Raw genomic sequence first — 24,415 nt, forward strand, 5'->3', positions numbered from 1 at the left:
ACCGGCAGCTTTGTCCACAGCGCAGACGCCCCGCCCCGTCTCATCGGTTTGACTCGGCCCGCCCCGCGACTAGACTGCGCGCCGACGAGAGGAGCACTCATGTCCGACACGCCCGCGACCGGCTATCAGGTCCTTGCCCGCAAATATCGCCCCGCCACCTTCGCCGATCTGATCGGTCAGGAGGCGATGGTGCGCACGCTGAAGAACGCCTTCGCCTCTGACCGCATCGCCCATGCCTTCATCATGACCGGCGTGCGCGGGGTCGGCAAGACGACCACCGCGCGGATCATTGCCAAGGGGCTGAACTGCATCGGCGCCGACGGCACCGGCGGCCCGACCACCGAACCCTGCGGTGTGTGCGAGCATTGCCGGGCGATCGCCGAGGGCCGCCATGTCGACGTGATGGAGATGGACGCCGCCTCGCGCACCGGCGTCGGCGACATCCGCGAGATCATCGAGAGCGTGCATTACCGGGCCGCCTCGGCGCGCTACAAGGTCTACATCATCGACGAGGTGCACATGCTGTCGACCTCGGCCTTCAACGCGCTTTTGAAGACGCTCGAGGAGCCGCCCGCGCATGTGAAGTTCATCTTCGCCACCACCGAGATCCGCAAGGTGCCGGTCACCGTGCTCAGCCGTTGCCAGCGCTTCGATCTGAAGCGGATCGAGCCCGAGGTGATGATGGCGCATCTCGCTGGCGTCGCGGCGAAGGAAAACGCCGCGATCGCGGGCGACGCCCTGGCGCTCATCACCCGCGCCGCCGAGGGCTCGGTGCGCGATGCGATGTCTCTGCTCGATCAGGCGATCGCGCATGGCGCGGGCGAGACCACGGCCGAGCAGGTGCGCGCGATGCTGGGTCTGGCCGACCGCGCCCGCGTGCTCGACCTGTTCGACATGGTGCTGAAGGGCGATGCGGCGGGCGCCCTGACCGAGCTTGCCGAGCAATATGCCGATGGCGCCGATCCGATGGCGGTGCTGCGCGATCTGGCCGAGATCAGCCACTGGGTCTCGGTCATCAAGATCACCCCCGAGGCCGCCGATGACCCGACCGTGCCGCCCGAGGAACGCACCCGCGGTCAGGCGATGGCGGCGGCGATCCCGATGCGGGTGCTCTCGCGGCTGTGGCAGATGCTGCTGAAGGCGATCGAGGAGGTCTCGGCCGCGCCGAACGCGATGATGGCGGCCGAGATGGCGCTCATTCGCATGACCCATGTGGCCGATCTGCCCGACCCGGAAACGCTGATGCGCAAGATCCAGTCCAGTGCCGGCGCCCCGGCCGGGCGCGGCCCCGCCCCGGGCGGCGGGCCGGTGCACGGCCCCTCGGCGCTTGCCGCCGCGACCACCCGCGTGATGCTCGGCGGCGCGCCGGTCGGCCGCGCCCCCTCGGGCGCCGCGGTGGCGCTTGCCGCCGCCCCCGCCGCAGGTGCCCTCGCCCGCTTTGCCCGGTTCGAGGACGTGGTCGAGCTGATCCAGCGGATGCGCGACGTGAAGCTGCTGGTCGAGGTCGAGACCTGCCTGCGCCTCGTGCGCTATGCCCCCGGCCGGATCGAGTTCGAGCCCACCCCCGAGGCGCCGCGCGACCTCGCCGCCACCCTCGCCGCCCGGCTGCAGGGCTGGACCGGCGCCCGCTGGGGCGTCTCGGTGGTCTCGGAAGGCGGCGCGCCGACCATCGCCGAGGTCCGCGACGCCGGCCGCCGTGCGGCCGAGGCCGAGGCGCGCGAGACGAACCCGGTGGTGCAGGCGATCCTCGCGGCCTTCCCCGGCGCCGTCTTCGACGATATCACCCTTGCCGCCGATCTTGCCCAGGAACAGGCCGCCGAGGCGCTGCCCGAGGTCGAGGATGAATGGGACCCGTTCGAGGACGGCTGACGCCCCCTTGTTCCGCCCGGTCGGGCTGCGTATCTGTGACAGACACTCATGGCGGGGGACGACGATGTTCAAGGGACTGGGCCAGCTTGGCGACATGGCCAAGATGATGAAGGCCGCGAAGGAGATGCAGGAGCGGATGATGACGCTCCAGGAAGATCTCGGCCGGATCGTGGTGGTGGGCGAGGCAGGCGCCGGCCTCGTGCAGGCGCGCGCCACCGCCAAGGGCGAACTCACCGGCCTGTCGATCGACCCCTCGATCCTCGTCGCCTCGGAAAAGGAAGTGGTCGAGGATCTGATCCTCGCCGCGATCAAGGATGCCCAGGCCCGTGCCGCGGCCCGCGCCCAGGACGAGCAGCGCAAGCTGCTGACCGAGATGGGCCTGCCCGCCGACATGAACCTGCCGCCCGTGTAAGATGGCCGGCGCGCAGGACGAGATCGAGGCGCTGATCGCGCTGATGGCGCGGCTGCCGGGGCTTGGCCCCCGCTCGGCGCGCCGTGCCGTCCTGCAGCTGATCCGCCGCCGCACGCAGCTGATGGAACCGCTCGCCCGCGCCATGGCGCATGTGGCCGAGACCGCGCAGGACTGCCCCGTCTGCGGCAATATCTCGCTTGGCGGGCTGTGCGAGATCTGCGCCGATCCGGCCCGCGCGACGGGCGAGATCTGCGTCGTCGAGGATGTCGCCGACCTCTGGGCGATGGAGCGCGGCCATGCCTTCAAGGGCCGCTATCACGTGCTCGGCGGGCTGCTCAGCGCGCTCGAGGCGGTCGGCCCCGAAGAGCTCGGCATCCCGCGGCTGATCGAGCGGGTCCGCACCGAGGCCACGCGCGAGGTGATCGTCGCGCTCAACGCCACGGTCGAAGGCCAGACCACCGCCCATTACATCGCAGACGCGCTCGAGGAGAGCGGCACCGCCGTCACCGGCCTCGCCCAGGGCGTGCCGATCGGCGGCGAACTCGACTATCTCGACGACGGCACGATCCAGGCGGCGCTGCGGGCCCGGCACAGCCTCTGATGCCGGTCTCCCCCGATCTCGAGCTGTTCTTCCGCGAGCAGCTGCAGGGCCGCGTGCGCACCCGCCCGATGTTCGGCGGCTTTGGCCTCTATCTCGGCGAGAAGCCCGCCGGGTATCTGTTCAACGACGCGCTCTATCTGCGCCGCCTGCCCGCGCTCGGGCCACTGCTCGACATCCTCCCCGAGCGCCCGCCGGCCGAGCCGCCGGTGCGCGGCGCGCAGCCCTACTGGCGGATCGAGCCCGACCTGTGGGAAGACCCCGACTGGCTGCTTGAGCTGCTGCGCACGGCCGCCGAGGCCGCTCCAGCCCGCCGCCCGCGCCGGCCGCGCCGCGCAAAGACGCCCGCAGAGCATTGAACGCCCCGGCCCCGGCCGCTATCACGGGGAAAACACCAACCGGGGCCGTGTCCATGAACCGCCTGTACCACGTCGCGCTTTCGCCCTTCTGCCGCAAGGTGCGCCTGACCCTCGCCGAGAAGAAGATCGAGGTCGAGCTGATCGAGGAGCGCTACTGGGAGCCGAGCCCCGATTTCCTGCGCCGCAACCCGGCCGGAAAGGTGCCGGTGCTGCGCCTCGACAACCGGATGATGTCGGAAAGCCAGGCGATCTGCGAATATATCGAGGAAACGGTGCCGACGCCGCCGCTGCTGCCGCGCGACCCCGAGGGCCGCTACGAGGTGCGCCGGCTGTGTGGCTGGTTCGACGACAAGTTCAACCACGAGGTCACCCGCAAGGTGATGGGCGAACGGGTCTGGAAGAAGGTGATGAAGAAGGGCTATCCCGACAGCAAGACCGTCAAGGAAGGGCTCTCGGCGATCAAGTTCCACCTCGACTACATGAGCTGGCTGCTCGACCAGCGGCGCTGGCTTGCGGGCGATGCGATGACGCTGGCCGATTTCACCGCCGCCGCGCATCTGAGCTGCCTCGACTATATCTCGGATGTCGACTGGAACCGCTCGGACGCGGTCAAGGACTGGTATGCGAAGATCAAGTCGCGCCCGGCCTTCCGCTCGCTTCTGGCCGATCAGCTGCCCGGCCTGCCCCCCGCCCCGCAATACGCCGAGCTCGATTTCTGAGCGCGCGAGGGGGCTCTGCCCCCTCACCCCCGGGATATTTCGGGCAATTGGAAGCAAAACCGCCTTTCCCTCTTCCAATTGCCGCAGATATCCCGGGGGCGCGGGGGCAGCGCCCCCGCCCGGCATCACGGAGACCGACGTGGACGAGCTGAAGCGACGCCTGATCGAGACCGCCCGCGCCGAGGGCTTCGCGAAAGCGCGGGTGACCACGCCCGACGCGATCCCCGAGGCAATGGAGCGGCTCGAGACTTTCGTCGCGGCCGGCATGCACGGGCAGATGGGCTGGATGGCCGAACGCATGGCCTGGCGCGGAAATCCTGCCGCACTCTGGCCCAAGGCGCGGGCGGTGGTGATGCTCGCCGAGCCCTACACTCCGGCACAGGACCCGCGCGCCGTGCTCGAACACCGCGAGCATGGCGCGATCAGCGTCTATGCCCAGGGCAAGGATTACCACGATCTGCTCAAGCGGCGGCTGAAGCGGGTCGGCCGCTGGCTGATCGAGGCCGCCAAACGCCAGGGCGAGACCGCCGAGATCAAAGTCTTCGTCGACACCGCGCCGGTGATGGAGAAGCCGCTCGCCCAGGCGGCGGGGCTCGGCTGGCAGGGCAAGCACACCAACCTGCTCGCCCGCGACCTTGGCAGCTGGTTCTTCCTCGGCGCGATCTTCACCACTCTGCCGCTCGCCCCCGACGCCCCCGAGCCCAGCCATTGCGGGCGCTGCACCGCCTGCCTCGACGCCTGCCCGACAGCCGCCTTCCCGGCCCCCTACCGGCTCGACGCGCGGCGCTGCATCTCCTATCTGACGATCGAGCATCGCGGCCCGGTCGATCCCGAGCTGCGCCCGATGCTCGGCAACCGGATCTATGGCTGCGACGATTGCCTTGCCGCCTGCCCCTGGAACAAGTTCGCCGCCGAGGCGCACGAGATCGGCTATGCCGCGCGCGAGGCCGGGGCGCCGCAACTGGCCGAGCTTGCCACACTCGATGACGCCGCCTTCCGCGCCCGCTTCGCCGGCTCGCCGATCAAGCGCATCGGCCGCGACCGGATGGTGCGCAACGTGCTTTATGCGATCGGCAATTCGGGCGCGCCGGCGCTGGCCGCGGTGGCTGCGCGGCTGGTGGATGACCCCGACCCCGCCGTCGCCGAGGCCGCCCGCTGGGCGCTTGCCCGGCTTTCTCCCCTTGCCGGCGCCGCGCCGCGCGATAGGTGAGGCCGATGCTCGAGATCACCCCCTCCCCCTCCCCCGCCCGCGGCATCGCCCTGAAACTCGGGGCCGTCGTCGGCTTCGTCGTGATGCAGGCAATGATCAAGGCCGTCGCCTCGCATGTGCCGCCCGGCGAGGCGGTGTTCTTCCGCTCGGCCTTCGGCATCGTGCCGATCCTCGTCTGGCTTGCCGTCACGCACGAGCTCGGCGGCGGGCTGCGGGTGCAAAGCCCGCTCGGCCATGTCTGGCGCGGCGTGATCGGCACCACGGCGATGGGGCTCGGATTTGCGGCGCTGGCCTTCCTGCCGCTGCCCGAGGCGACGGCAATCGGCTATGCGACGCCCATTCTCGTCGTCGTCTTCGCCGCGCTGTTCCTCGGCGAGCAGGTCCGCATCGTGCGGATCTCGGCGGTGGCGCTGGGGCTCGCGGGGGTGCTGGTCGTGCTCTGGCCGCAATTCGGCGGCGCGGGTGGCGGGACCGAGACGCTTGGCGCGGGGCTCGCGCTCGCGGGTGCGGCCTGTGCGGCGCTCGCCCAGATCCAGATCCGCCGGCTGGTGGGCTCGGAACGCACCTCGGCGATCGTGTTCTGGTTCTCCTTCACCGCGACGGTGCTGTCGCTGCTGACGCTTCCCTTCGGCTGGGTCATGCCCTCGCCCACCGAGGCGGCGCTCCTGATCGGGGCCGGGCTGCTCGGGGGCGTGGCGCAGATCCTGATGACCTCGGCCTACCGCTTTGCCGATGCCTCGGTCATCGCCCCCTTCGACTATGCCTCGATGCTGTTCGCACTGGGGATCGGCTATGCCGTCTTCGCCGAGATCCCCTCGGCCAGCACGCTTGCGGGCTCGGCTCTGGTGATCGCGGCCGGGGTGCTGATCATCTGGCGCGAGCATCAGCTCGGTCTCGAGCGGCGCCGGCAGCGCAAGGCGATGACGCCGCAGGGCTGAGCCGCTGCGCAAGACCCCGCCGGGGCGCCGCGCTGCGGCGGATCGTCTGGTCGAAAACGGCACCGTTTCGTGCTAGGGTTGTGGCCCAAGCATCTGAAGGAGGCTGCCATGACCCGTCACATCATCGACCGCGCGGCACTGAAGGCCGAAGGCGCCCGCGTGAAGCACTTCCTTGACCTTGCCCGCAAGGAAGGGATCCATCCCGCAATTCTCGAACTGAACCAGCGCCCGGCCGAGCGCAATGCCCGCAAGGTGCAGGAATTCCTGCGCATTGACCGCGAGGAACGGGCCGGCGCCTGAACCGGACCGTCGCGGCGCGCCAGATGGCGCGCCGTTCCGTCCCCGGGCAGCTCAGGCCCGGACCAGCGCTTCGTAGCTGCGCACCATCTCCTGCGCGAGCGCGCCGACCTCGAATCGGAAGTCGCCGATCCGCGCCACCGGGGTCACCTCGGCGGCGGTGCCGGTCAGCCAGCACTGCTCGAACCCGGCCATCTCGGTCGGGCTGATGTGGCGCTCGTGCACGGGGATGCCCTTTTCGCGCAACAGCCCGATCACTGTCTGCCGGGTGATGCCGTTCAGGAAGCAGTCCGGCAGCGGCGTGTGCACCGCGCCGTCCTTCACGAAGAAGACGTTCGCCCCGGTCGCCTCGGCCACATAGCCGCGGTAATCCATCATCAGCGCATCCGAGCAGCCCTTCGCCTCGGCCGCGTGTTTCGACATGGTGCAGATCATGTAAAGCCCCGCCGCCTTCGCCTCGCAGGGGATCGTGCGCGGGTCTGGCCGGCACCATTTCGAGATGTCGAGCTGTGCGCCCTTCATCTTGGCGTCGCCATAGTAGTTGCCCCACTCCCAGCCCGCCACCGCAAGCCGCACCGGGTTGCGCCGGGCCGAGACCCCCATGTCGTCGCCCGCCCCGCGCCAGGCCACGGCCCGCACATAGGCGTCGGTCCAGCCGTTCGCCTTCAGCATCTCGTATTTCGCCGCCTCGATCTGCTCCACCGTCCAGGGGATTTCCATGTCGAGAAGCTCGGCCGAGCGGCGCAGGCGGCGCGCATGTTCCACGCCCTTGAAGATCCGCCCGCCATAGCAGCGCTCGCCCTCGAACACCGAGGAGGCATAGTGCAGCGCATGGGTCAGGATATGAACCTGCGCCTCGCGCCAGGGGACGAGCGTGCCGTCCATCCAGATCCATCCATCGCGATCGTCATAAGCCCCGGTCATCGTGGTCTCCCTCGGGTTGTTTTACAGAAGTTGCGCACAACGACACTTTCGAATCATAATGTTGCGCAGATTATGTGCCCGGCTAACAATTCATTCTTGGAAAGTCAACAACACTGACATAAAGTCGCGGAAAAGCGAGGAAGACCGATGGCCGACAGCAGCACCCAGGGCGGCGAGACCCTGCTGTTTCTGACCGACGAGCAATTGCGCAAAGGGATCGAGGCGATGTTCTTCGCCTATCGCGGCTTCACCGCCGATCCCGACCGGATTCTCGACAAGCACGGCTATGGCCGGGCGCATCACCGCGCGATCCATTTCATCAACCGCGAACCGGGGCTGACGGTGACGACGCTGCTGTCGGTGCTCGGCGTGACCAAGCAGTCGCTGAACCGGGTGCTGCGCACGCTGATCGACGACGGGCTGGTCGAAAGCCGGGTCGGGCGCAAGGACAAGCGCGCACGCCACCTGCATCTGACGCCGACGGGCGAGGCGCTCGAGCGCGAGCTGTCGGGGGCGCAGCGCGAGCGGATGCGCGGCGCCTATCGCACCGCCGGGCCGCAGGCCGTCGCGGGCTTCCGCCAGGTGCTCGAGGCGATGATGGACCCGGACATGCGCCGCCACTATCAGATGCTGAAGGATGACAGCTGATGCCGGGCGCCGCGCAAGCTCCCCACCTGCTGATCGTCGACGATGACGAGCGGATCCGCGGCCTTCTGCAGAAGTTCCTGATCCGAAACGGCTTTCTTGTCACCGCGGCGCGCGATGCGGCGCATGCGCGGCGCCTGCTGGCCGGGCTCGAGTTCAACATGATCGTGCTCGACGTGATGATGCCGGGCGAGGACGGGCTGAGCCTGACCCGCGATCTGCGCGCGCGCCGGGTGGCGACGCCGATCCTGCTGCTCACCGCCCGCGGCGAGACGCGCGAGCGGATCGAGGGGCTCGAGGCCGGCGCCGACGACTATCTGCCGAAGCCGTTCGAGCCGAAGGAGCTTTTGCTGCGGATCAACGCAATCCTGCGCCGCGTGCCCTCCGCGGTGCAGACCGGGCCGAAATACCTGACGCTCGGCCCGCTGCGCTATGACCAGGACCGCGGCGAGCTGTGGCAGGGCGACAGCCCGGTGCGGCTGACCGCGACCGAAATGGCCCTGATGCGGATCTTTGCCGCCCGCGCCGGCGAGGTGGTCAGCCGCACCGACCTGATCGACGAGCTCGGCCGCGACCGCCCGGCCACGCCCGAGGAAGGCGCGGGCGACCGCGCCATCGACGTGCAGATCACCCGGCTGCGGCGCAAGATCGAACCCGACCCGCGCGAACCGCGCTACCTGCAAACGGTGCGGGGCCTCGGCTACATGCTCGCCCCCGACTGAGCCCGCGCGGCGGCGGGGTCCGCCGGCGCGGCGCCATGGGGCGCCGCGAAAGCCGGGCAAGACGGGATATCCTGCGGCATTTCGCCCCACCGGGACAAGAATGTTCGCTGGACTGACAACATCGTGATTGCTAAACGAAACGCATGTTCGGCGGCACGTCACGTGCGGCCCGGCAAGTCGCATCGGCCTGGCCCCAGGCCCGGGAAGGGAGAAGATTTCGTGTCCCACGCAGAAGACGCAGGCACCCGGAGGGATTTCCTCTACTATGCCACCGCCGGAACCGGCGCGGTGGTGACCGGCATGGCCGTCTGGCCGCTGATCAACCAGATGAACGCCTCGGCCGACGTGAAGGCCATGGCCTCGATCTACGTCGATGTCTCGGGCGTCGAGACCGGCACCCAGCTCACGGTGAAATGGCGCGGCAAGCCGGTGTTCATCCGCCGCCGCACCCAGGAAGACATTGATCTCGCCCGTTCGGTCGACGTCGCGACGCTGACCGACACCACGGCCGAGAACGCCAACAAGCCCGGCGCCGACGCCTCGGACGAGAACCGCACCCTGCCGCCCTTCTCGGGCGAGGACTCCGGCGAATGGCTGGTGATGATGGGCGTGTGCACCCACCTCGGCTGCGTGCCGCTCGGCAACGCCGGCGATTTCGGCGGCTGGTTCTGCCCGTGCCACGGCTCGCATTACGATTCGGCCGGCCGCATCCGCAAGGGCCCCGCACCGCGCAACCTGGACATTCCGGTCGCGGCCTTCACCGACGACACAACGATCAAGCTCGGCTAAGGGCAGAGGGACAGGAACATGGCTGGAATTCCGCACGACCATTACGAGCCCAAGACGGGCGTCGAGAAGTGGCTGCACGAGCGTCTGCCCGTCGTGGCGCTGATCTATGACACGATCATGATCCCGACGCCGAAGAACCTGAACTGGTGGTGGATCTGGGGCATCGTGCTCGCCTTCTGCCTGGTGCTGCAGATCGGCACCGGCGTTGTGCTGGTGATGCACTACACCCCCCACGTCTCGCTGGCCTTCGCCTCGGTCGAGCACATCATGCGCGACGTGAACGGCGGCTATGCGATCCGCTACGTGCATGCGAACGGCGCCTCGCTGTTCTTCCTCGCCGTCTACATCCACATCTTCCGCGGCCTCTACTACGGCTCGTACAAGGCCCCGCGCGAAGTGACCTGGATCGTCGGCATGATCATCTACCTGCTGATGATGGGCACCGCCTTCATGGGCTACGTGCTGCCCTGGGGCCAGATGTCGTTCTGGGGCGCCACCGTCATCACCGGCCTCTTCGGCGCGATCCCGGGCATCGGGCCGTCGATCCAGGCCTGGCTGCTGGGCGGGCCGGCCGTCGACAACGCGACGCTGAACCGCTTCTTCTCGCTGCACTACCTGCTGCCCTTCGTCATCGCCGGGCTGGTGATCGTCCACATCTGGGCCTTCCACACCACCGGCAACAACAACCCGACGGGCGTCGAAGTGCGTCGCACCTCGAAGGAAGACGCGAAGAAGGACACCCTGCCCTTCTGGCCGTATTTCGTGATCAAGGACCTGTTCGCGCTGGCCCTCATCGTCACCGTCTTCTTCGCGGTCGTCGGCTTCATGCCGAACTACCTCGGCCACCCCGACAACTACATCGAGGCGAACCCGCTCGCGACCCCCGCGCATATCGTGCCGGAATGGTACTTCCTGCCGTTCTACGCGATCCTGCGCGCCTTCACCGCCGACGTCTGGGCGGTGCAGTTCGTGCACTGGATCACCTTCGGCATCGTCGACGCGAAGTTCTTCGGCGTGCTTGCGATGTTCGGCGCGATCATCGCGATGGCGCTGGCGCCTTGGCTTGACACCTCGAAGGTCCGTTCGGGTCAGTTCCGTCCGGTGTTCAAATGGTGGTTCTGGCTGCTCGCGATCGACTTCGTGGTGCTGATGTGGGTGGGCGCGATGCCGACCGACGGGATCTACCCCTACATCTCGCTGATCGGCGCGACCTACTGGTTCGCCTACTTCTTCGTGATCCTGCCGCTGCTCGGCCTGGTCGAGAAGCCCGCTCCGATGCCGGCGACGATCGAAGAAGACTTCAACAACCACTACGGCACTCCGGCCGAGTAAGGACAAGGACCGTACATCATGAAAAAACTTCTGATCTCGGCCCTTTCCGCGCTCGTGCTGAGCACGGGTGCGGTGGCTGCGAGCGAGGCCGGCGGCGTCAAGGACTTCGCCTTCTCCTTCGAGGGCCCCTTCGGCCGCTTCGACCAGCAGCAGCTGCGCCGCGGCTTCCAGGTCTACCGGGAGGTCTGCTCGGCCTGCCACGGCCTGAAATTCGTGCCGATCCGCTCGCTCGCCGACGAGGGCGGCCCGCAGATGGACCCGCAATGGGTGCGTGACTATGCGGCCGAACTCGATCCGATGATCGACGCCGACACCCAGGAAGAGCGTCCGCGCAAGGACACCGACTTCTTCCCGACCCGGACCGGCGACGGCATGGGCCCGGACCTGAGCCTGATGGCGAAGGCCCGCGCGGGCTTCCATGGCCCCTACGGCACCGGCATCTCGCAGCTGTTCAACGGCGTCGGCGGGCCGGAATACATCCACGCGCTGCTGAACGGCTTCACCGGCGCGGACAAGCAGGAGGCTGGCAACACCTTCTACGAGAACCACATCTTCTCGACCGGCTGGATCAAGATGCCGCCGCCGCTCTCGGATGACATCGTCACCTACGAGGACGGCACCCCGGCGACGGTCGAGCAGATGTCGGAAGACGTCGCGACCTTCCTGATGTGGACGGCCGAACCGAAGATGATGGCGCGCAAGGACATGGGCTTCACCGCCGTGCTCATGCTCGGCCTGCTGACGGTTCTGCTCTACCTCACCAACAAGCGGATCTGGGCACCCCACAAGGGCAAGCACTGAGCCCCTGCCGGAAAGACGAGATGAAACGCGCCCTGCGGGGCGCGTTTTCTTTTGCCGTGGTGCGCGCGTCGCGGATGGCATAGGCTTCGCCCTGAAGGAGATCCCATGACCCAGCCCCGCGCACCCCGCCTGTGCGTCCTGATCGACGCCGACAACATCCCCTGCGCCCATGCCGAGGCGATCTTCGAGGAGATCGCCGGCCTCGGCGAGGCCTCGGTGCGGCGCATCTACGGCGACTGGTCGGCACAGCGGCTGGCCGGCTGGGCGAAGAAGGTGAATTCGCTCGGCCTCGTCGCGGATCAGCAATTCGCCAACACCAAGGGCAAGAACGCCTCCGACATCGGCCTGGTGATCGCGGCGATGGACTTCCTGCACTCGGGTCTTTTCGACGGTTTCGTGCTGGTGTCCTCGGACAGCGACTTCACCCGCCTCGCCTCGCGCATCCGCGAGCAGGGGCTCGACGTCTACGGCATCGGCGAGAAGAAGACCCCCGAGGCCTTCCGCAACGCCTGCAAGCGCTTCATCTATGTCGAGAACCTCGGCGCCGAGGAAGCCCCCGCCCCGATGGCCGAGACCGGCACCGAGGCGCATCCCTCCGCCCCGACGACGGCCCTGCCGAGTGCCCCGGCGCCCACCGCCTCGGGCAAGCTCGCGCCGGCGAATGCGATCCCGCTGGTGGTGGCGGCGATGAAGCGGATCGGGCTCGAGGAAGACTGGTATTCGCTTGGCCAGATCGGCCAGTTCATCACCCAGGCGAACCCGGATTTCGACACCCGCACCTATGGCTGCGCGAAGCTGTCGGATCTGCTGCGCAAGACCGGCCGTTTCGAGGTCAAGCAGGGCCAGGGCAACCACCTGATGGTGCGCGACAAGGCCTGAGGCCCGCGCCGGCTCAGGGCGCGATCCGGATCGGCGTGCCGTCGGGCACCAGCGCCCAGATCTCGCGCATCTCGGCATTGGTGACGCCGATGCAGCCATCGGTCCAGTCGAGCCGGCGGTGCAGCGCACCGAGAAATCCCCAGCCGTTCGGCAGGCCGTGAATCATGATGCTGCCGCCCGGGGCGACGCCGGCCGCCCCGGCCCGGGCCCGGTCTTCCGCATCCGGGTAGGAGATGTGCAGGCTCAGATGCGCGACTGAATTCGGGTTGCGCCAGTCGATCCGATAGAGGCCTTCGGGGGTGCGCTCGTCCCCCTCCTGACGTTTCGGCCCCGCCGGGGCCCCGCCAAGGGCAATGCGGTAGCTGCGCAGCACCCGCCCCTCGCGCAACAGGCGCATCTCCCGCGCCGACTTGAGGACCTCGATGGCATCGGCCTGCGCCGCAGCCGCGGCCATCGGCGGCCCCTCACCCTGCCCCAGCCGTGCCATCACCTTGGTATAGCCGACGGTTCCGCCGCCGAGACAGAGCACCGCCAGCACCGCAATCGTCAGCGCGCGCCGCATTCAGCCCTTCGCGCCATAGCGGGCGAGGAACATCTCGACCGCGCCGTCGACCGTGCGCTTGATATGGCGCGCGCTGCAGCATTCGGTGACGCCGAAGATCATCCGCGCATGGATGTCGGCCTTGCACAGCTCGACGAACTGATCGGCGGCAAGGTCGAAATCCTCGATCGCAAGTTCGCCGCGCTCGACCGCGCATTTCAGGTAGGCCACCAGCCGGTTGCGCAGCAGCAGCGGCCCGGCCTGATAGAACTCGGTGCCAAGCTGCGGAAAGCGATCGCCCTCGGCAACGCAGATCCGGAAGAAGCCGAAGCCGAAATCCGAGGACATGAACTCGACGATCCGGCCGCCGGCAAAGCGCAGCACATCGCGCGGCGGCGCGCCGCCGGCCAGCAGCTCGCCCGCCTCGTCGGCCTGGCGTGCGCATTCGCCCTTCGCCACCTCGAGAAAGAGCAGCTTCTTGTCGGGGAAATAGCTGTAGAGCGTGGCCTTCGACACCCCCGCCTCGCGCGCGATGTCATCGACCGAGGCGCCCTCGAAGCCGTCGCGCAGAAACACCTTGCGCGCGCCCTCAAGCACCTGGTCGAACTTGCGCCCCTTGCGGATCGCCGGTTTCGTCTCTGTCTGCGCCATCATGCCCCCTGCCCGCGCCGCGCCGGCTCCCCAGCATAGCCCCTCCGCTCCGGCCGGGGCAAGGAGCCGATCGCGCAGCCGTGAACGGCTCAGCCGATCCGCCCGCGCACACCGCCGGTCTGGCCGCGGTCAAGGAGCAGGTGATCGAGGATCACGCAGGCCATCATCGCCTCGGCCACCGGCACCGCGCGGATGCCGACGCAGGGGTCGTGACGGCCCTTGGTGATGACCTCGACCTCGTTGCCGGCAACGTCGATCGAACGGCGCGGCGTCAGGATCGAGGAGGTCGGCTTGACCGCGAAGCGCAGCACGATCGGCTGGCCGGTGGTGATGCCGCCAAGGATGCCGCCGGCGTGGTTCGTCTCGTAGACCGGGCCCGAGGGGCCCATGCGGATCTCGTCGGCATTCTCGGCGCCGGTGAGCCCCGCCGCCGCCATGCCCTCGCCGATCTCGACCGCCTTGACCGCGTTGATCGACATCATCGCCGCGGCCAGATCGCTGTCCATCTTGGCATAGATCGGCGCGCCAAGCCCGGGCGGGCAGCCCTCGGCCACCACCTCGATCATCGCGCCGACCGAGTTCTGGTTCTTGCGCACCGCCTCGAGATAGTCGGCCCATTCGTCGACGACCGCGGCGTCCGGAATGAAGAACGGGTTGCGCAGGATCTCGTCGCGGTCAAACCGCTCGCGGCTGATCTGCTTCACCCCCATCTGCACCATGTAACCGGTGATCCGCAGCCCCGGCACCAGCGCCTTCAGCACCGCCTGCGCAACGCCGCCCGCCGCGACCCGCGCCGCGGTTTCCCGCGCGCTCGAACGTCCGCCGCCGCGATAGTCGCGGATGCCGTATTTCTGGTGATAGGCAAGGTCGGCATGGCCCGGGCGGAACTGCCGGGCGATCTCGCCGTAATCCTTGCTGCGCTGATCGGTGTTCTCGATCATCAGCTGGATCGGCGTGCCGGTGGTGCGGCCCTCGAAAGTGCCCGAGAGGATCTTCACCCGGTCGGGCTCCTGCCGCTGCGTCGTCATCTTCGACTGCCCCGGACGGCGGCGGTCGAGGAAGACCTGGATGAACTCCTCGGAAATCTCGATCCCCGGCGGGCAGCCGTCGACGGTGGCGCCAAGCGCGGGCCCGTGGCTCTCGCCCCAGGTGGTGACGCGGAACAGATGTCCGAAGGTGTTGTAGCTCATCGCGGGCCTCCCCTTTTGCCTTTCTCCTAAGGCATGGCGGCGCGTCGATAAACTGGAAAGTGCGGCGGGCCCCGGTGCTCCTTACAGCCAATTGACGCAACGCCACCCGCCTGCGACACTTTCCCGGCACAGGAGGAGCCCGCCATGGCAGCCGAGCAGGTCACGATCGCCGCCACCATCGCCGCCACGCCCTGCACCACCTGGCGCGCCTGGACCGAGCCCGCCCATATCACGCGCTGGAACTTCGCAGCGCCCGACTGGCACTGCCCGCACGCCGAGGTCGACCTGCGCCCGGGTGGCAGATACGGCGCCCGGATGGAGGCGAAGGACGGCAGCTTCGGCTTCGACCTCGAGGCGGTCTTCGACATCGTCGAACCGGAACGCCGCATCGCCTTCACCATGCCCGACGGGCGACGCGCCGAAACCACCTTCGAGGCGATCGGCGGCGGCACCCGCGTCACCACCACCTTCGATACGGAAACCGAAAACCCCATCGAGATGCAGCGCGCCGGCTGGCAGGCGATCCTCGACAATTTCGCGCGCTACGCCGCCGCGCTGTAAGGCCTCAGCCGCGCAGCATCTTGCCCAGCATGTCGGTCTTCCACAGGAACTGATGCGCGAGGGCCAGGCTGACATGCACCGCGATCAGCAGCCACCACAGCCAGCGCAGCACCTGCCCGTGCAGCACCAGCGCCGCCGCGCTGCCGCCGTAAAGGCCCATGAGCCCGCTCAGCGGCATCGCGAAAAACAGCGCGTAGAACACCCATTGCCCGAACCGCGCAAGGCGGCGAAAGACCTTCGGCGCGCCGAGGGGCTCGGGCGGCACCCCGTCGATCAGCCGCAGCAGCAGCCGCAGCAGGCCGAGCGTCAGCACCGCCGAGCCCACCAGGATATGCACGAAGGCGGGCGGCACGACCCCGATGTCGAGCCCGGTCCCCCCCATCCCCTGCGGCAGCAGAAGGTTGAACAGGATCAGCGCGACCATCACCCAGTGCAAGACCCGTTGCGGCAGGGAAAAGGTGGTGGGCAGCTCTCGCATCGGTCTCGCTCCGCATCGGCGCCCCGCGCCGGGCGCCTGCCCCCTGATGTGGGCCCGCGGGCGGACGGGGGCAAGCGACAGGGACCGGCCGCAGTGTCGCACCCGGGCATTCCTTCCGCCGCGATTCCCCTTGCATCGGCCCTGCACCGTCCTATCCTGCGCTCCACCTCGGGGTGCCCGGGCCCGAAAGGCCCGGCTGAGACGCGCAAGCGAACCCGTTGAACCTGAACCGGTTAAGACCGGCGGAGGGAAGGTATCCGGGCACTCTCCCGGCCTGACCCCGTCCGTCACGCCATTGGAGAGACCGATGAAGAAACCTCTGATGCTGGCGGCCTGTCTGATCGCGGCGAGCCCCGCGCTCGCCGAAGACAAGCCCGTCCTCACCGTCTATGCGCCCGACTATTTCACCTCGGAATGGGGCCCGGGCCCCGCGATCGAGACCGGGTTCGAGAAAAGCTGCGGCTGCGACCTGCGTTTTGTGGCGGGCGACGTGCTGCCGCGGATCCTGCTCGAGGGCGACAAGACCGCCGCCGATGTGGCGATCGGGCTGAACACCGATGTCATGGCCCGCGCCCGCGCCACCGGCCTCTTCGCGCCGCATGGCGAGGATGTGGCCCGCCTGACCCTGCCGATCGCCTGGACCGACGACATCTTCCTGCCCTTCGACTGGAGCGAGACCGCCTTCGTCTATGACAGGACGAAGCTGAAAAACCCGCCGAAATCGTTCCAGGAGCTGCTCGACGCGCCCGCCGATGCCTACAAGATCGCAATCGAGGATCCGCGTTCGGCGATCTCGGGGCTCGCCCTCCTGCTCTGGGTCAAGGCGATCTATGGCGACGAGGCCGGCGCGGCCTGGGAAAAGCTCGCCCCCAAGGTGCTGACCGTCACCCAGGACTGGTCGACCGCCTATGGCCTCTTCACCGATGGCGAGGTCGACATGGTGCTCAGCTTCACCACCTCGCCCGCCTATCACCGCATCGCCGAGAACGACGACACCAAGGTCGCCGCGATCTTCCCCGAGGGGCATTATTTCTTCACCGAGGTGGCGGCGCAGCTGAAGACCTCGAAACAGCCCGAACTCGCGCAGAAATTCATGGACTACCTGCTGTCGGACGCGTTCCAGGGGATGATCGCCACCGCGAACTGGTCCTATCCCGCGATCATCAAGCCGGGCTTCCTGCCCGAGGGCTTCGAGACCCTGCCGCGGCCCGAAAAAACCCTGTTCTTCTCGGAAACCGAGGCCGAGGCGCTGCGCGGCCCGGCGCTCGAGGAATGGCGGGCGGCCTTCGGCAAGTGAGCCCCGCGCGCGCCCTTCCGGCGGCGCTGGCAGCTATGCTTGCCGCGGCGCTGGTGCTCGCCCCCCTGGCCGCGGTGATCGGCCGGGCCGGGGGGCTGTCGGCGCTGAGCCGCGCCGACGGGGCGGCGCTTTGGTTCACGCTGTGGCAGGCGGCGCTGTCGGCGCTGCTGTCGTGCCTGCTCGCGGTGCCGGTTGCCCGCGCGCTCTACCGGCGCCGCTTCCCGGGGCGCGAGGCGCTCATTGCACTGATGGGCGCGCCCTTCCTGCTGCCCTCGATCGTCGCGATCCTCGGGCTGATCGCGGTCTTCGGCCGGCGCGGCGCGGTGAATGCCGCACTCGGCGCGCTCGGCCTGCCCACGCTCAGCGTCTATGGCGCGCATGGGGTGATCCTCGCCCATGTCTTCTTCAACCTGCCGCTCGCCACGCGGATGGTGCTGCACGGCTGGCAGGCGATCCCGTCCGAGCGGCTGCGGCTGGCCGCGAGCCTCGGCCTCGGCCCGGCCGAGGTGACGCGCCATCTGGAACGGCCGATGCTGCGCGCGGTGCTGCCCGGCGCAGCGCTCGCCATCTTCCTCGTCTGCCTGAGCTCCTTCGCCGTGGCGCTGGTGCTGGGCGGCGGGCCGCGGGCAACGACGGTCGAGCTGGCGATCTATCAGGCCTTCCGCTTCGATGCCGATCTCGGTCGGGCGGCGGCGCTCGCCCTCGTGCAGGTGGCGCTGGCGCTCGCGGCGCTGGCACTCGCCGCACGCTTCACCCTGCCCGCGGGCTTCGGCGCCGGGCTCGACCGGCCGGGCGCGCCCCTGCCCGCGCCGGGCGCGCGCCGGATCAAGGACGGAGCCGCGATCACCCTTGCCGCGGCCTTCCTGATCGCCCCCCTCGGCGCGATCGCGCTGCGCGGGCTGCCGGCACTTGCCGATCTGCCACCCTCGGTCTGGCGCGCCGCCGCGACCTCGCTCGCGCTCGCCGCGGGCTCGACGCTTCTCACCCTCGCCCTCGCCTTGCCGCTTTCCCTTGCCGCCCCCCGCGCCCGCTGGGCCGAGGCGGCGGCGATGCTGCCGATGGCGGCCTCGCCCCTCGTCCTCGGCACCGGGCTCTTTCTCATCGCGCGCCCGGTCGTCAGCCCCACCGCCCTCGCCCTGCCGGTCACGCTGATCGTCAATGCCGCGATGAGCCTGCCCTTCGCGCTGCGCCTGCTGCTGCCCGAGGTGCGCAGCCTGCAGGCCGATTACGACCGGCTGGCCGCGGCGCTGAACCTGACCGGGCTTGCGCGGCTGCGGCTGCTCACCCTGCCCCGCCTTGCCCGGCCGCTCGGCTTTGCCGCAGGCATCGCCGCCGCCTTCTCGATGGGCGATCTCGGCGTCATCACCCTCTTCTCCGACGGCCGGATCCAGACCCTGCCGCTTGCGCTTTACGCGCTGATGGGCAGCTACCGGATGGATCAGGCCGCCGGCGCCGCCTGCCTGCTGATGGGCCTCACCTTCGCGCTCTTCTGGGCGCTCGACCGGATCGGACGCCATGCTGACCCTCGATAACCTCCTGCTCGAACAGGGCGACTTCCGGCTGAGCGCCGACCTGACCGTGGCCAAGGGCGCGCGGGTCGCGGTGATGGGGCCCTCGGGGGCGGGCAAGTCGACGCTGCTCGCCGCAATCGCGGGCTTCCTCGCGCCCACCCGCGGCCGCATCCTCTGGGCCGGCACCGACATCACCCGCCTTGCCCCGGGGGCGCGGCCGCTCTCGATCCTGTTTCAGGACCAGAACCTCTTCCCGCATCTGACGGTCGCGCAAAACATCGGCCTCGGCCTCGACCCGAAGCTGCGCCTCGGGCCGGCCGAGCACGCCCGGATCGACGCGGCGCTCGCGCAGGTCGGGCTCGAGGGCATGACCCGGCGCAAGCCCGCCGCGCTTTCGGGCGGGCAGCAAAGCCGCGTGGCCCTCGCCCGCACGCTGCTGCGCGACCGCCCGCTTCTGCTCCTCGACGAGCCCTTCGCGGCGCTTGGGCCCGCGCTCAAGGCCGAGATGCTCGCCCTCGTCGCCACGCTTGCCAGCGCGCAGGGCACGACGGTGCTGATGGTCAGCCACGACCCGGCCGACGCCCGCAGCCTCTGCCCCGAGACGATCCTCGTGGCAGAGGGCCGGGCACTGCCGCCGCAGCCGACCGCACCGCTGCTCGACAGCCCGCCGCCCGCTTTGCGGGCCTATCTCGGCGGCTGATTTTTCTTGGCGAAAATACTCTGGGGGTCCGGGGGCAAGGCCCCCGGCCGGCCTCAGTAGATCACCACCGAGCGGATCGACTCGCCCTTGTGCATCAGATCGAAGGCCTCGTTGATGCGTTCGAGCGGCAGGGTGTGGGTGATCATCGAGTCGATCTCGATCTTGCCGTTCATGTACCAGTCGACGATGCCCGGCACATCGGTGCGCCCGCGCGCGCCGCCAAAGGCGGTGCCCTTCCAGACGCGCCCCGTCACCAGCTGGAACGGCCGGGTCTGGATCTCGGCGCCCGCCGCCGCCACGCCGATCACCACCGACACGCCCCAGCCGCGATGCGTGCATTCGAGCGCATCGCGCATCACCTGCACATTGCCGGTGCAGTCGAAGCTGTAATCGGCGCCGCCGATCTGGTCGAACGGGGTCTTCGTCATGTTGACGATGTGGGACACGATGCCGCCGTCGATCTTCTTCGGATTGACGAAATGCGTCATCCCGAAGCGCCGGCCCCACTCTTCCTTGTCGTCGTTCAGATCGACGCCGATGATCATGTCGGCGCCGGCCATCTTCAGGCCCTGGATGACATTGAGCCCGATGCCGCCCAGCCCGAACACCACCGCCTTCGCGCCGATCTCGACCTTCGCGGTGTTCAGCACCGCACCGATGCCGGTGGTGACGCCGCAGCCGACATAGCACACCTTGTCGAAGGGCGCGTCGTCGCGGATCTTGGCGAGCGCGATCTCCGGCACCACGGTGTGGTTGGCGAAGGTCGAGCAGCCCATGTAGTGGTAGATCGGCGTGCCATCGAGCATCGAGAAACGGGTGGTGCCGTCGGGCAGCAGCCCCTGCCCCTGGGTTGTGCGGATCGCGGTGCACAGGTTCGTCTTGCGGCTGAGGCAGGACGGGCATTCGCGGCATTCGGGCGTGTAAAGCGGAATCACGTGGTCGCCCGGCTTCAGCGTGGTCACGCCCTCGCCGACTTCCAGCACCACGCCGGCGCCCTCATGGCCGAGAATCGCCGGGAAGATGCCCTCGGGGTCGGCTCCCGACAAAGTGAATTCGTCGGTGTGGCAGATGCCGGTTGCCTTGATTTCGACCAGAACCTCGCCCTTCTTCGGGCCTTCAAGGTTCACTTCCATGATTTCAAGCGGTTTTCCGGGGGCAACAGCCACTGCGGCACGGGTTCTCATCGGCGTTTCCTCGCTGTATAGAGGGGGCAAACTGAGCCAATCTGCCCGTCAACGCAAGCAATGGGTGCGACATGTTGTTTCGAATTTCCGTCATAGCCACCTGTGCGGTGCTCCTCGCCGCCTGCCAGACCACGACCCGGGAGGAGCCGGCCGAGCCGATGCCTGCGCCGCACATGACGCCGACGGTCACCGAAGGCGCGCTCGAGCAGCGCGAGCCCGACACCTGCCACGCCGCCGATTACGTCTCGGCGCTTGGCCAGCCCGGATCGGTGATCCCGACGCTCGGCATCTCGCGTCCGATCAACGTCGTCGAATGGCGCGGGCTCGAGCCGCAGGAATACAACCCGCAGCGCATCGTGTTCCGTCTCGACCAGACCGGCAAGATCTTCAACATCGATTGCGGCTGAGCCAGGCCACAGCGTCCTGACGACAAAACCCCGCCCTTTCGGGCGGGGTTTTTGCATCCGTGGCGCGGAAAGCCTCCCGGGGGCGCGAACTGGGTGGGGGCTTTCGATCGCATCCCCGGGAGACAGCGTTTTCCGCTGCCCCGATCCTCCGCGACAATCGCGGCCGGATTGCGGCGAAGGAACAGGTCTTTTGCGGGCTATTTCACGGCGATTTCATGGCGCAGGCGCCGCGCGGCGGGCTTGATTTGCCGCCGCCGCGGTGTCACCCTTTCGTCATGACGGTCCAGTCGCCCACGCCCTTTCCCGCCCAGCCCTCTGCCCCGCAGCAGATCGCCTTCGACCGGCAGGAGCTCGGCGCGATCCTCACCCTTTACGGCCGGATGGTCGCGGCCGGCGAATGGCGCGACTATGGCATGAGCTTCCTGCGCGACGTGGCGATCTTCGCGGTCTTCCGCCGCGCCGCCGAAAACCCGCTCTACCGCATCGAGAAGCGCCCCGCCCTGCGCAACCGGCAGGGGATGTATGCGGTGATCGGCATGGACGGGCAGGTGCTGAAGCGCGGGCAGGATCTGGCCACCGTGCTGCGCGTGCTTGAACGCAAGCTGATCCGCCCGGTCGACTAGGCGCCGGGCCGCTTCAGCCCGAGGAAGGGCCCCTCTCCCGCCGCCTCGATCCGCGCCAGACAGGCGCCGATGCCCTCATGCGCCACACTCATCGTGTGGCCGTTCGCATGGATCAGCACCTCGGCATCGCAGGCCATGGCGACATGCCCCTTCCAGAAGAACAGATCGCCCCGCTGCGGCACCGTGCCCGCGGGCAGGAACGGGCCGAAGGCGCCGCGCTGCTGGTCGGAATCGGCCGGGCAGGCCCGCCCGCACAGGGCAAGCGCGACCTGCACGAGGCCCGAGCAGTCGATCCCCTCGCGCGAATTGCCGCCCCACAGATAGGGCGTGCCCAGCAGCCGCTCGGCCACCGCGACCGGGTCGGTCTCGGGCGGGTCGAGCGGGCGGGCGTGCGGACGCGGCACGAAGCCCTCGGCGATGCGCAGGAATGTCGCGTCAGCCCCGAGCACCGCAAGCCGCGCGCCAAGGCTGAGCGCCATGACCTCGCCACGCTTGATCGAGGCCTCGCGATAGACATGGGTCGCGGCGGCGCTGACGACATGGGTCGGCGCGGCGGGGGCCCCGAGCGCCGACGCGGGCACCCAACCGCAATAGCCGTCCGCCGCGGCCTGCACGAAGGCCGCCCCCGCGCGCCGCTCGATCACCGTGACGGCGGCGCCGAAGATCAGCTGCCGGTCGCGCAGCGCGCCGGGTTCGGGGCTGAGGTCGACCACCGGCCGGAGGATGCGCGCGGGCTCGCCCTCGGTGAAGGCCTCGGCCGCCACCTGCCCGCGCAGGGTTTCAAGCGCGATGCGGCCCGAGAACGGGGTCAGACGCCGGTCGTTCACAGACCGAGCACCCCGGGCAGCGCGGCGAGGATCGCCCGTGCACCCTGCCCGACCGCACCCTTCGGCCGGCCGGGCGCCGCCACGGGCTGCCAGCCGTAGATGTCGAAATGGGCGAAGCGCCCGGTCTCGGTCACGAAGCGGCGCAGGAACAGCGCCGCGGTGATCGAGCCCGCCATGCCGCCCGAGGGCGCATTGTCGAGATCGGCGATGCCGGGCTCGATCAGCGTCTCATAGGGCTCCCACAGCGGCATCCGCCAGAGCGGATCGGCGACCGCCCCCGCGGCCCCGGCCAGCGCCGCGGCAAGGGCGTCATCGTCGGTGTAAAAGGGCGGCACCTCGGGACCGAGCGCCACGCGGGCGGCGCCGGTCAGCGTCGCCATGCACAGGATCAGGTCCGGGCAGGCCTCGTCGGCCGCGGCCAGCGCATCGGCCAGCACCAGCCGCCCCTCGGCGTCGGTGTTGTTGATCTCGACCGTCAGCCCCTTGCGCGAGGTGTAGATGTCCTGCGGCCGGAACGCCGCGCCCGAGACGGCATTCTCCACCGCCGGGATCAGCACCCGCAGCCGCAAGGGCAGCGCAAGCGCCATGATCATCGCGGCAAGGCCAAGCACGGTCGCCGCCCCGCCCATGTCCTTCTTCATCAGCCCCATCGACGATCCGGGCTTCAGGTTCAGCCCGCCGGTGTCGAAGCACACGCCCTTGCCGACCAGCGCAAGTTCCGGCCCCTCGGCCCCCCAGCTCATCTCGATCAGCCGCGGCACGCGCGGGCTCGCCCGGCCGACGGCGTGAATGAGCGGATAGCCCTGCGCCAGCAGATCGTCGCCCGCAATCACGCTCACCGTCGCCCCGTGACGACCCGCGAGCGCCCGCACCGCGGCCTCGAGTTCGTCGGGCCCCATGTCGTTCGGCGGCGTGTTGATCAGGTCGCGGGTCAGCGCCTCGCCCGCGGCAATCGCCTCGAGCCGCGCGGCATCGACGCCCGCGGGGCAGACGAGCCGCGCCCGGGGCACCGTCGCCGGCGCATAGCGGCCGAAGCGATAGCCCTCGAACAGCCAGCCAAGCGCCTCGGTCTCGGCCTCGGGCAGGTCGGTCGCCAGACGCCAGGCACCTGCGGGAAGCGCAGCCGCGGCACGGGCCAGCGGGAAGCGGCCACGGCGGCGTTTCTCAGCGCTGCCCCAACCGAAGAGCGCCCCGTCGAGCGCCCCCGAAGCCCCCGGCAGCAGGCACAGCGTGCCCGCCGCGCCGCCGAAGCCCTGCGCCTGTGCGAAGGCGCGCTGCGCCGGGCTCAGATCGGCGGGCAGATCGGCGCCGCTTTCCACCAGCCACAACGGCAGGGCCGCGGCATCGGCGGGGGCGAAACGCATCTCGGGGTGGTCAGAAATAGGGGCGTCGGTCATCTCGGTCTCCGGACAGGGCGGAGCGCGCCGCCCCGCGCCGCAAGGGTAGCGCCGGCATCGGCCACCGCAACCCCCGGCCCGCACCGGCTGCCGATGATCGGCCGGGATCAGCCCCGGCGCCCGGCCAGCAACCCCATCGCCGCAAGCGAGCGCGCGCCGATGCGCATCAGCCGCGCCGCGACCGCCTCCTGTGCCGGGCGGTCGTCGCGCATGCAGCAGTGCTGCAGATCGCGCGCCACCCGCGCCAGCCCGATCATTCCGACCTGATCCGCCAGCCGCTCGACCTCGACCGCGGTCCAGGCGATCTGCTGCGGCTCTTGCTGCCGGACCGCCAGTTCGATCCGCGCGAACTGCTCGATCAGATCCTGACTTGTGGCGGAGATCAGATGCGCGGCGTCGATCCGGCCAAGCCGCGCCGCCAGTCTGAGCACGCGATCGGGATCGACGCGCACCCCCTCTTCGATCCGGATCCAGGATACCATTGCCAAAGCCATCCTCCTTCCCACGTTGCGCAGCCCTGCGGCGCGCGCCGCCGTCCCCACAGCCACATTGGC

General features: G+C 69.3%; 29 protein-coding genes and 1 riboswitch. Of the genes, 20 read left to right on the plus strand and 9 right to left on the minus strand.

The genetic code is table 11. From position 1 onward, the window contains the following. The first annotated feature begins 99 nt into the window (after positions 1–99). From EOW66_RS11060 to EOW66_RS11095, 8 genes are all read left to right on the plus strand, one after another. Positions 100–1,869, plus strand: a complete 1,770-nt coding sequence (locus EOW66_RS11060; protein ID WP_128156424.1) for a DNA polymerase III subunit gamma/tau — start codon at positions 100–102, stop codon at positions 1,867–1,869. Between the two features lie 64 nt (positions 1,870–1,933). Continuing rightward, the gene (locus EOW66_RS11065; RefSeq protein ID WP_113899691.1) at positions 1,934–2,281 is read left to right on the plus strand and encodes a YbaB/EbfC family nucleoid-associated protein; all 348 of its coding nucleotides are present in this window, start codon (positions 1,934–1,936) and stop codon (positions 2,279–2,281) included. A 1-nt stretch (position 2,282) separates the two neighbouring features. Next, positions 2,283–2,882: a recombination mediator RecR gene (gene recR, locus EOW66_RS11070; protein ID WP_128156425.1), complete on the plus strand. Its 600-nt coding sequence runs from the start codon at positions 2,283–2,285 to the stop codon at positions 2,880–2,882. Then, positions 2,882–3,238 carry a TfoX/Sxy family protein gene (locus tag EOW66_RS11075; RefSeq protein WP_128156426.1) on the plus strand — a complete coding sequence of 119 codons (357 nt, stop codon included), beginning with the start codon at positions 2,882–2,884 and terminating at the stop codon, positions 3,236–3,238. The genes recR and EOW66_RS11075 overlap by 1 nt, the downstream gene beginning before the upstream one ends. A 53-nt stretch (positions 3,239–3,291) precedes the next feature. Then, complete coding sequence (fzlA, locus tag EOW66_RS11080; RefSeq protein ID WP_128156427.1) at positions 3,292–3,957, plus strand: FtsZ-binding protein FzlA; 666 nt, start codon at positions 3,292–3,294, stop codon at positions 3,955–3,957. Between the two features lie 148 nt (positions 3,958–4,105). Continuing rightward, complete coding sequence (queG, locus tag EOW66_RS11085; RefSeq protein WP_239017579.1) at positions 4,106–5,167, plus strand: tRNA epoxyqueuosine(34) reductase QueG; 1,062 nt, start codon at positions 4,106–4,108, stop codon at positions 5,165–5,167. Positions 5,168–5,172: 5 nt separating this feature from the next. Next, a complete protein-coding gene (locus EOW66_RS11090; RefSeq protein ID WP_128156429.1) occupies positions 5,173–6,105 on the plus strand; it encodes a DMT family transporter in 933 nt (310 codons plus the stop codon). A 108-nt stretch (positions 6,106–6,213) separates the two neighbouring features. Further along, complete coding sequence (locus EOW66_RS11095; RefSeq protein ID WP_128156430.1) at positions 6,214–6,405, plus strand: hypothetical protein; 192 nt, start codon at positions 6,214–6,216, stop codon at positions 6,403–6,405. Positions 6,406–6,456: 51 nt separating this feature from the next. On the opposite strand, the gene EOW66_RS11100 is transcribed toward EOW66_RS11095, so the two are convergent. Beyond that, positions 6,457–7,326: a branched-chain amino acid aminotransferase gene (locus EOW66_RS11100; protein WP_128156431.1), complete on the minus strand. Its 870-nt coding sequence runs from the start codon at positions 7,324–7,326 to the stop codon at positions 6,457–6,459. Between the two features lie 147 nt (positions 7,327–7,473). On the opposite strand from EOW66_RS11100, the gene EOW66_RS11105 reads away from it, so the two are divergent. The 6 genes from EOW66_RS11105 (at position 7,474) to EOW66_RS11130 (ending at position 12,494) form a co-directional block, all read left to right on the plus strand. Beyond that, complete coding sequence (locus EOW66_RS11105) at positions 7,474–7,974, plus strand: MarR family winged helix-turn-helix transcriptional regulator (RefSeq protein WP_113899698.1); 501 nt, start codon at positions 7,474–7,476, stop codon at positions 7,972–7,974. Beyond that, positions 7,974–8,693, plus strand: coding sequence for a response regulator (locus EOW66_RS11110; RefSeq protein WP_113899699.1), 720 nt, complete (start codon positions 7,974–7,976; stop codon positions 8,691–8,693). Before EOW66_RS11105 ends, EOW66_RS11110 begins: the two co-directional genes overlap by 1 nt. A 219-nt stretch (positions 8,694–8,912) precedes the next feature. Beyond that, the gene (gene petA / locus EOW66_RS11115; RefSeq protein ID WP_128156432.1) at positions 8,913–9,482 is read left to right on the plus strand and encodes a ubiquinol-cytochrome c reductase iron-sulfur subunit; all 570 of its coding nucleotides are present in this window, start codon (positions 8,913–8,915) and stop codon (positions 9,480–9,482) included. Between the two features lie 18 nt (positions 9,483–9,500). After that, a complete protein-coding gene (gene petB / locus EOW66_RS11120; RefSeq protein ID WP_128156433.1) occupies positions 9,501–10,814 on the plus strand; it encodes a cytochrome b in 1,314 nt (437 codons plus the stop codon). An 18-nt stretch (positions 10,815–10,832) separates the two neighbouring features. After that, positions 10,833–11,615: a cytochrome c1 gene (locus tag EOW66_RS11125; RefSeq protein WP_206363692.1), complete on the plus strand. Its 783-nt coding sequence runs from the start codon at positions 10,833–10,835 to the stop codon at positions 11,613–11,615. A gap of 105 nt (positions 11,616–11,720) precedes the next feature. After that, complete coding sequence (locus tag EOW66_RS11130) at positions 11,721–12,494, plus strand: NYN domain-containing protein (protein WP_128156435.1); 774 nt, start codon at positions 11,721–11,723, stop codon at positions 12,492–12,494. A 13-nt stretch (positions 12,495–12,507) separates the two neighbouring features. On the opposite strand, the gene EOW66_RS11135 is transcribed toward EOW66_RS11130, so the two are convergent. From EOW66_RS11135 to aroC, 3 genes are all read right to left on the minus strand, one after another. Beyond that, a complete protein-coding gene (locus EOW66_RS11135) occupies positions 12,508–13,056 on the minus strand; it encodes a L,D-transpeptidase family protein (protein WP_128156436.1) in 549 nt (182 codons plus the stop codon). Continuing rightward, positions 13,057–13,686 (minus strand): TetR/AcrR family transcriptional regulator, encoded by a 630-nt coding sequence (locus EOW66_RS11140; protein WP_128156437.1) that lies wholly within the window; start codon positions 13,684–13,686, stop codon positions 13,057–13,059. Positions 13,687–13,775: 89 nt separating this feature from the next. Next, positions 13,776–14,876 carry a chorismate synthase gene (gene aroC, locus EOW66_RS11145; RefSeq protein WP_128156438.1) on the minus strand — a complete coding sequence of 367 codons (1,101 nt, stop codon included), beginning with the start codon at positions 14,874–14,876 and terminating at the stop codon, positions 13,776–13,778. 144 nt (positions 14,877–15,020) lie between these two features. Here aroC and EOW66_RS11150 point away from each other — a divergent pair, with 144 nt between their 5' ends. Then, entirely contained in the window at positions 15,021–15,437 is a 417-nt protein-coding gene (locus EOW66_RS11150; protein ID WP_128156439.1) for an SRPBCC family protein, read from the plus strand. A 4-nt stretch (positions 15,438–15,441) separates the two neighbouring features. Here EOW66_RS11150 and EOW66_RS11155 read toward each other — a convergent pair whose 3' ends face one another. Further along, positions 15,442–15,915 (minus strand): cytochrome b, encoded by a 474-nt coding sequence (locus EOW66_RS11155; protein ID WP_128156440.1) that lies wholly within the window; start codon positions 15,913–15,915, stop codon positions 15,442–15,444. 159 nt (positions 15,916–16,074) lie between these two features. Continuing rightward, positions 16,075–16,183, plus strand: a riboswitch (TPP riboswitch). Positions 16,184–16,222: 39 nt separating this feature from the next. Here EOW66_RS11155 and EOW66_RS11160 point away from each other — a divergent pair. The 3 genes from EOW66_RS11160 to thiQ are packed head-to-tail and all read left to right on the plus strand — an operon-like array spanning position 16,223 to position 19,423. After that, positions 16,223–17,212, plus strand: a complete 990-nt coding sequence (locus EOW66_RS11160) for a thiamine ABC transporter substrate-binding protein (protein ID WP_128156441.1) — start codon at positions 16,223–16,225, stop codon at positions 17,210–17,212. After that, positions 17,188–18,744, plus strand: coding sequence for an ABC transporter permease subunit (locus EOW66_RS11165; RefSeq protein ID WP_128156442.1), 1,557 nt, complete (start codon positions 17,188–17,190; stop codon positions 18,742–18,744). Before EOW66_RS11160 ends, EOW66_RS11165 begins: the two co-directional genes overlap by 25 nt. After that, on the plus strand, positions 18,728–19,423 hold the full coding sequence (gene thiQ / locus EOW66_RS11170; RefSeq protein WP_128156443.1) for a thiamine ABC transporter ATP-binding protein: 696 nt from the start codon (positions 18,728–18,730) through the stop codon (positions 19,421–19,423). The genes EOW66_RS11165 and thiQ overlap by 17 nt, the downstream gene beginning before the upstream one ends. A 53-nt stretch (positions 19,424–19,476) precedes the next feature. Here the strand turns inward: thiQ and EOW66_RS11175 are convergent, their stop codons facing one another. Continuing rightward, positions 19,477–20,607: an S-(hydroxymethyl)glutathione dehydrogenase/class III alcohol dehydrogenase gene (locus EOW66_RS11175; RefSeq protein ID WP_128156444.1), complete on the minus strand. Its 1,131-nt coding sequence runs from the start codon at positions 20,605–20,607 to the stop codon at positions 19,477–19,479. Between the two features lie 71 nt (positions 20,608–20,678). Between EOW66_RS11175 and EOW66_RS11180 the strand changes: the two genes are divergently transcribed. Together EOW66_RS11180 and EOW66_RS11185 are read left to right on the plus strand one after the other, a co-directional pair. Next, entirely contained in the window at positions 20,679–21,014 is a 336-nt protein-coding gene (locus EOW66_RS11180; protein ID WP_113899711.1) for a hypothetical protein, read from the plus strand. A gap of 275 nt (positions 21,015–21,289) precedes the next feature. Next, positions 21,290–21,637, plus strand: coding sequence for a DUF2794 domain-containing protein (locus EOW66_RS11185; protein ID WP_113899826.1), 348 nt, complete (start codon positions 21,290–21,292; stop codon positions 21,635–21,637). Here the strand turns inward: EOW66_RS11185 and EOW66_RS11190 are convergent. The 3 genes from EOW66_RS11190 to EOW66_RS11200 all read right to left on the minus strand — a co-directional run bounded on the left by EOW66_RS11190 (position 21,634) and on the right by EOW66_RS11200 (position 24,343). Beyond that, a complete protein-coding gene (locus EOW66_RS11190) occupies positions 21,634–22,464 on the minus strand; it encodes a C40 family peptidase (protein ID WP_128156445.1) in 831 nt (276 codons plus the stop codon). The genes EOW66_RS11185 and EOW66_RS11190 overlap by 4 nt on opposite strands. Next, on the minus strand, positions 22,461–23,861 hold the full coding sequence (locus tag EOW66_RS11195; protein ID WP_239017567.1) for a leucyl aminopeptidase family protein: 1,401 nt from the start codon (positions 23,859–23,861) through the stop codon (positions 22,461–22,463). The genes EOW66_RS11190 and EOW66_RS11195 overlap by 4 nt, the downstream gene beginning before the upstream one ends. Before the next feature lie 107 nt (positions 23,862–23,968). Beyond that, a complete protein-coding gene (locus EOW66_RS11200; protein ID WP_128156446.1) occupies positions 23,969–24,343 on the minus strand; it encodes a hypothetical protein in 375 nt (124 codons plus the stop codon). Positions 24,344–24,415 lie beyond the last annotated feature (72 nt).

The organism is Paenirhodobacter huangdaonensis (genome assembly GCF_004022465.1).
Taxonomy (GTDB): domain Bacteria; phylum Pseudomonadota; class Alphaproteobacteria; order Rhodobacterales; family Rhodobacteraceae; genus Rhodobacter; species Rhodobacter huangdaonensis.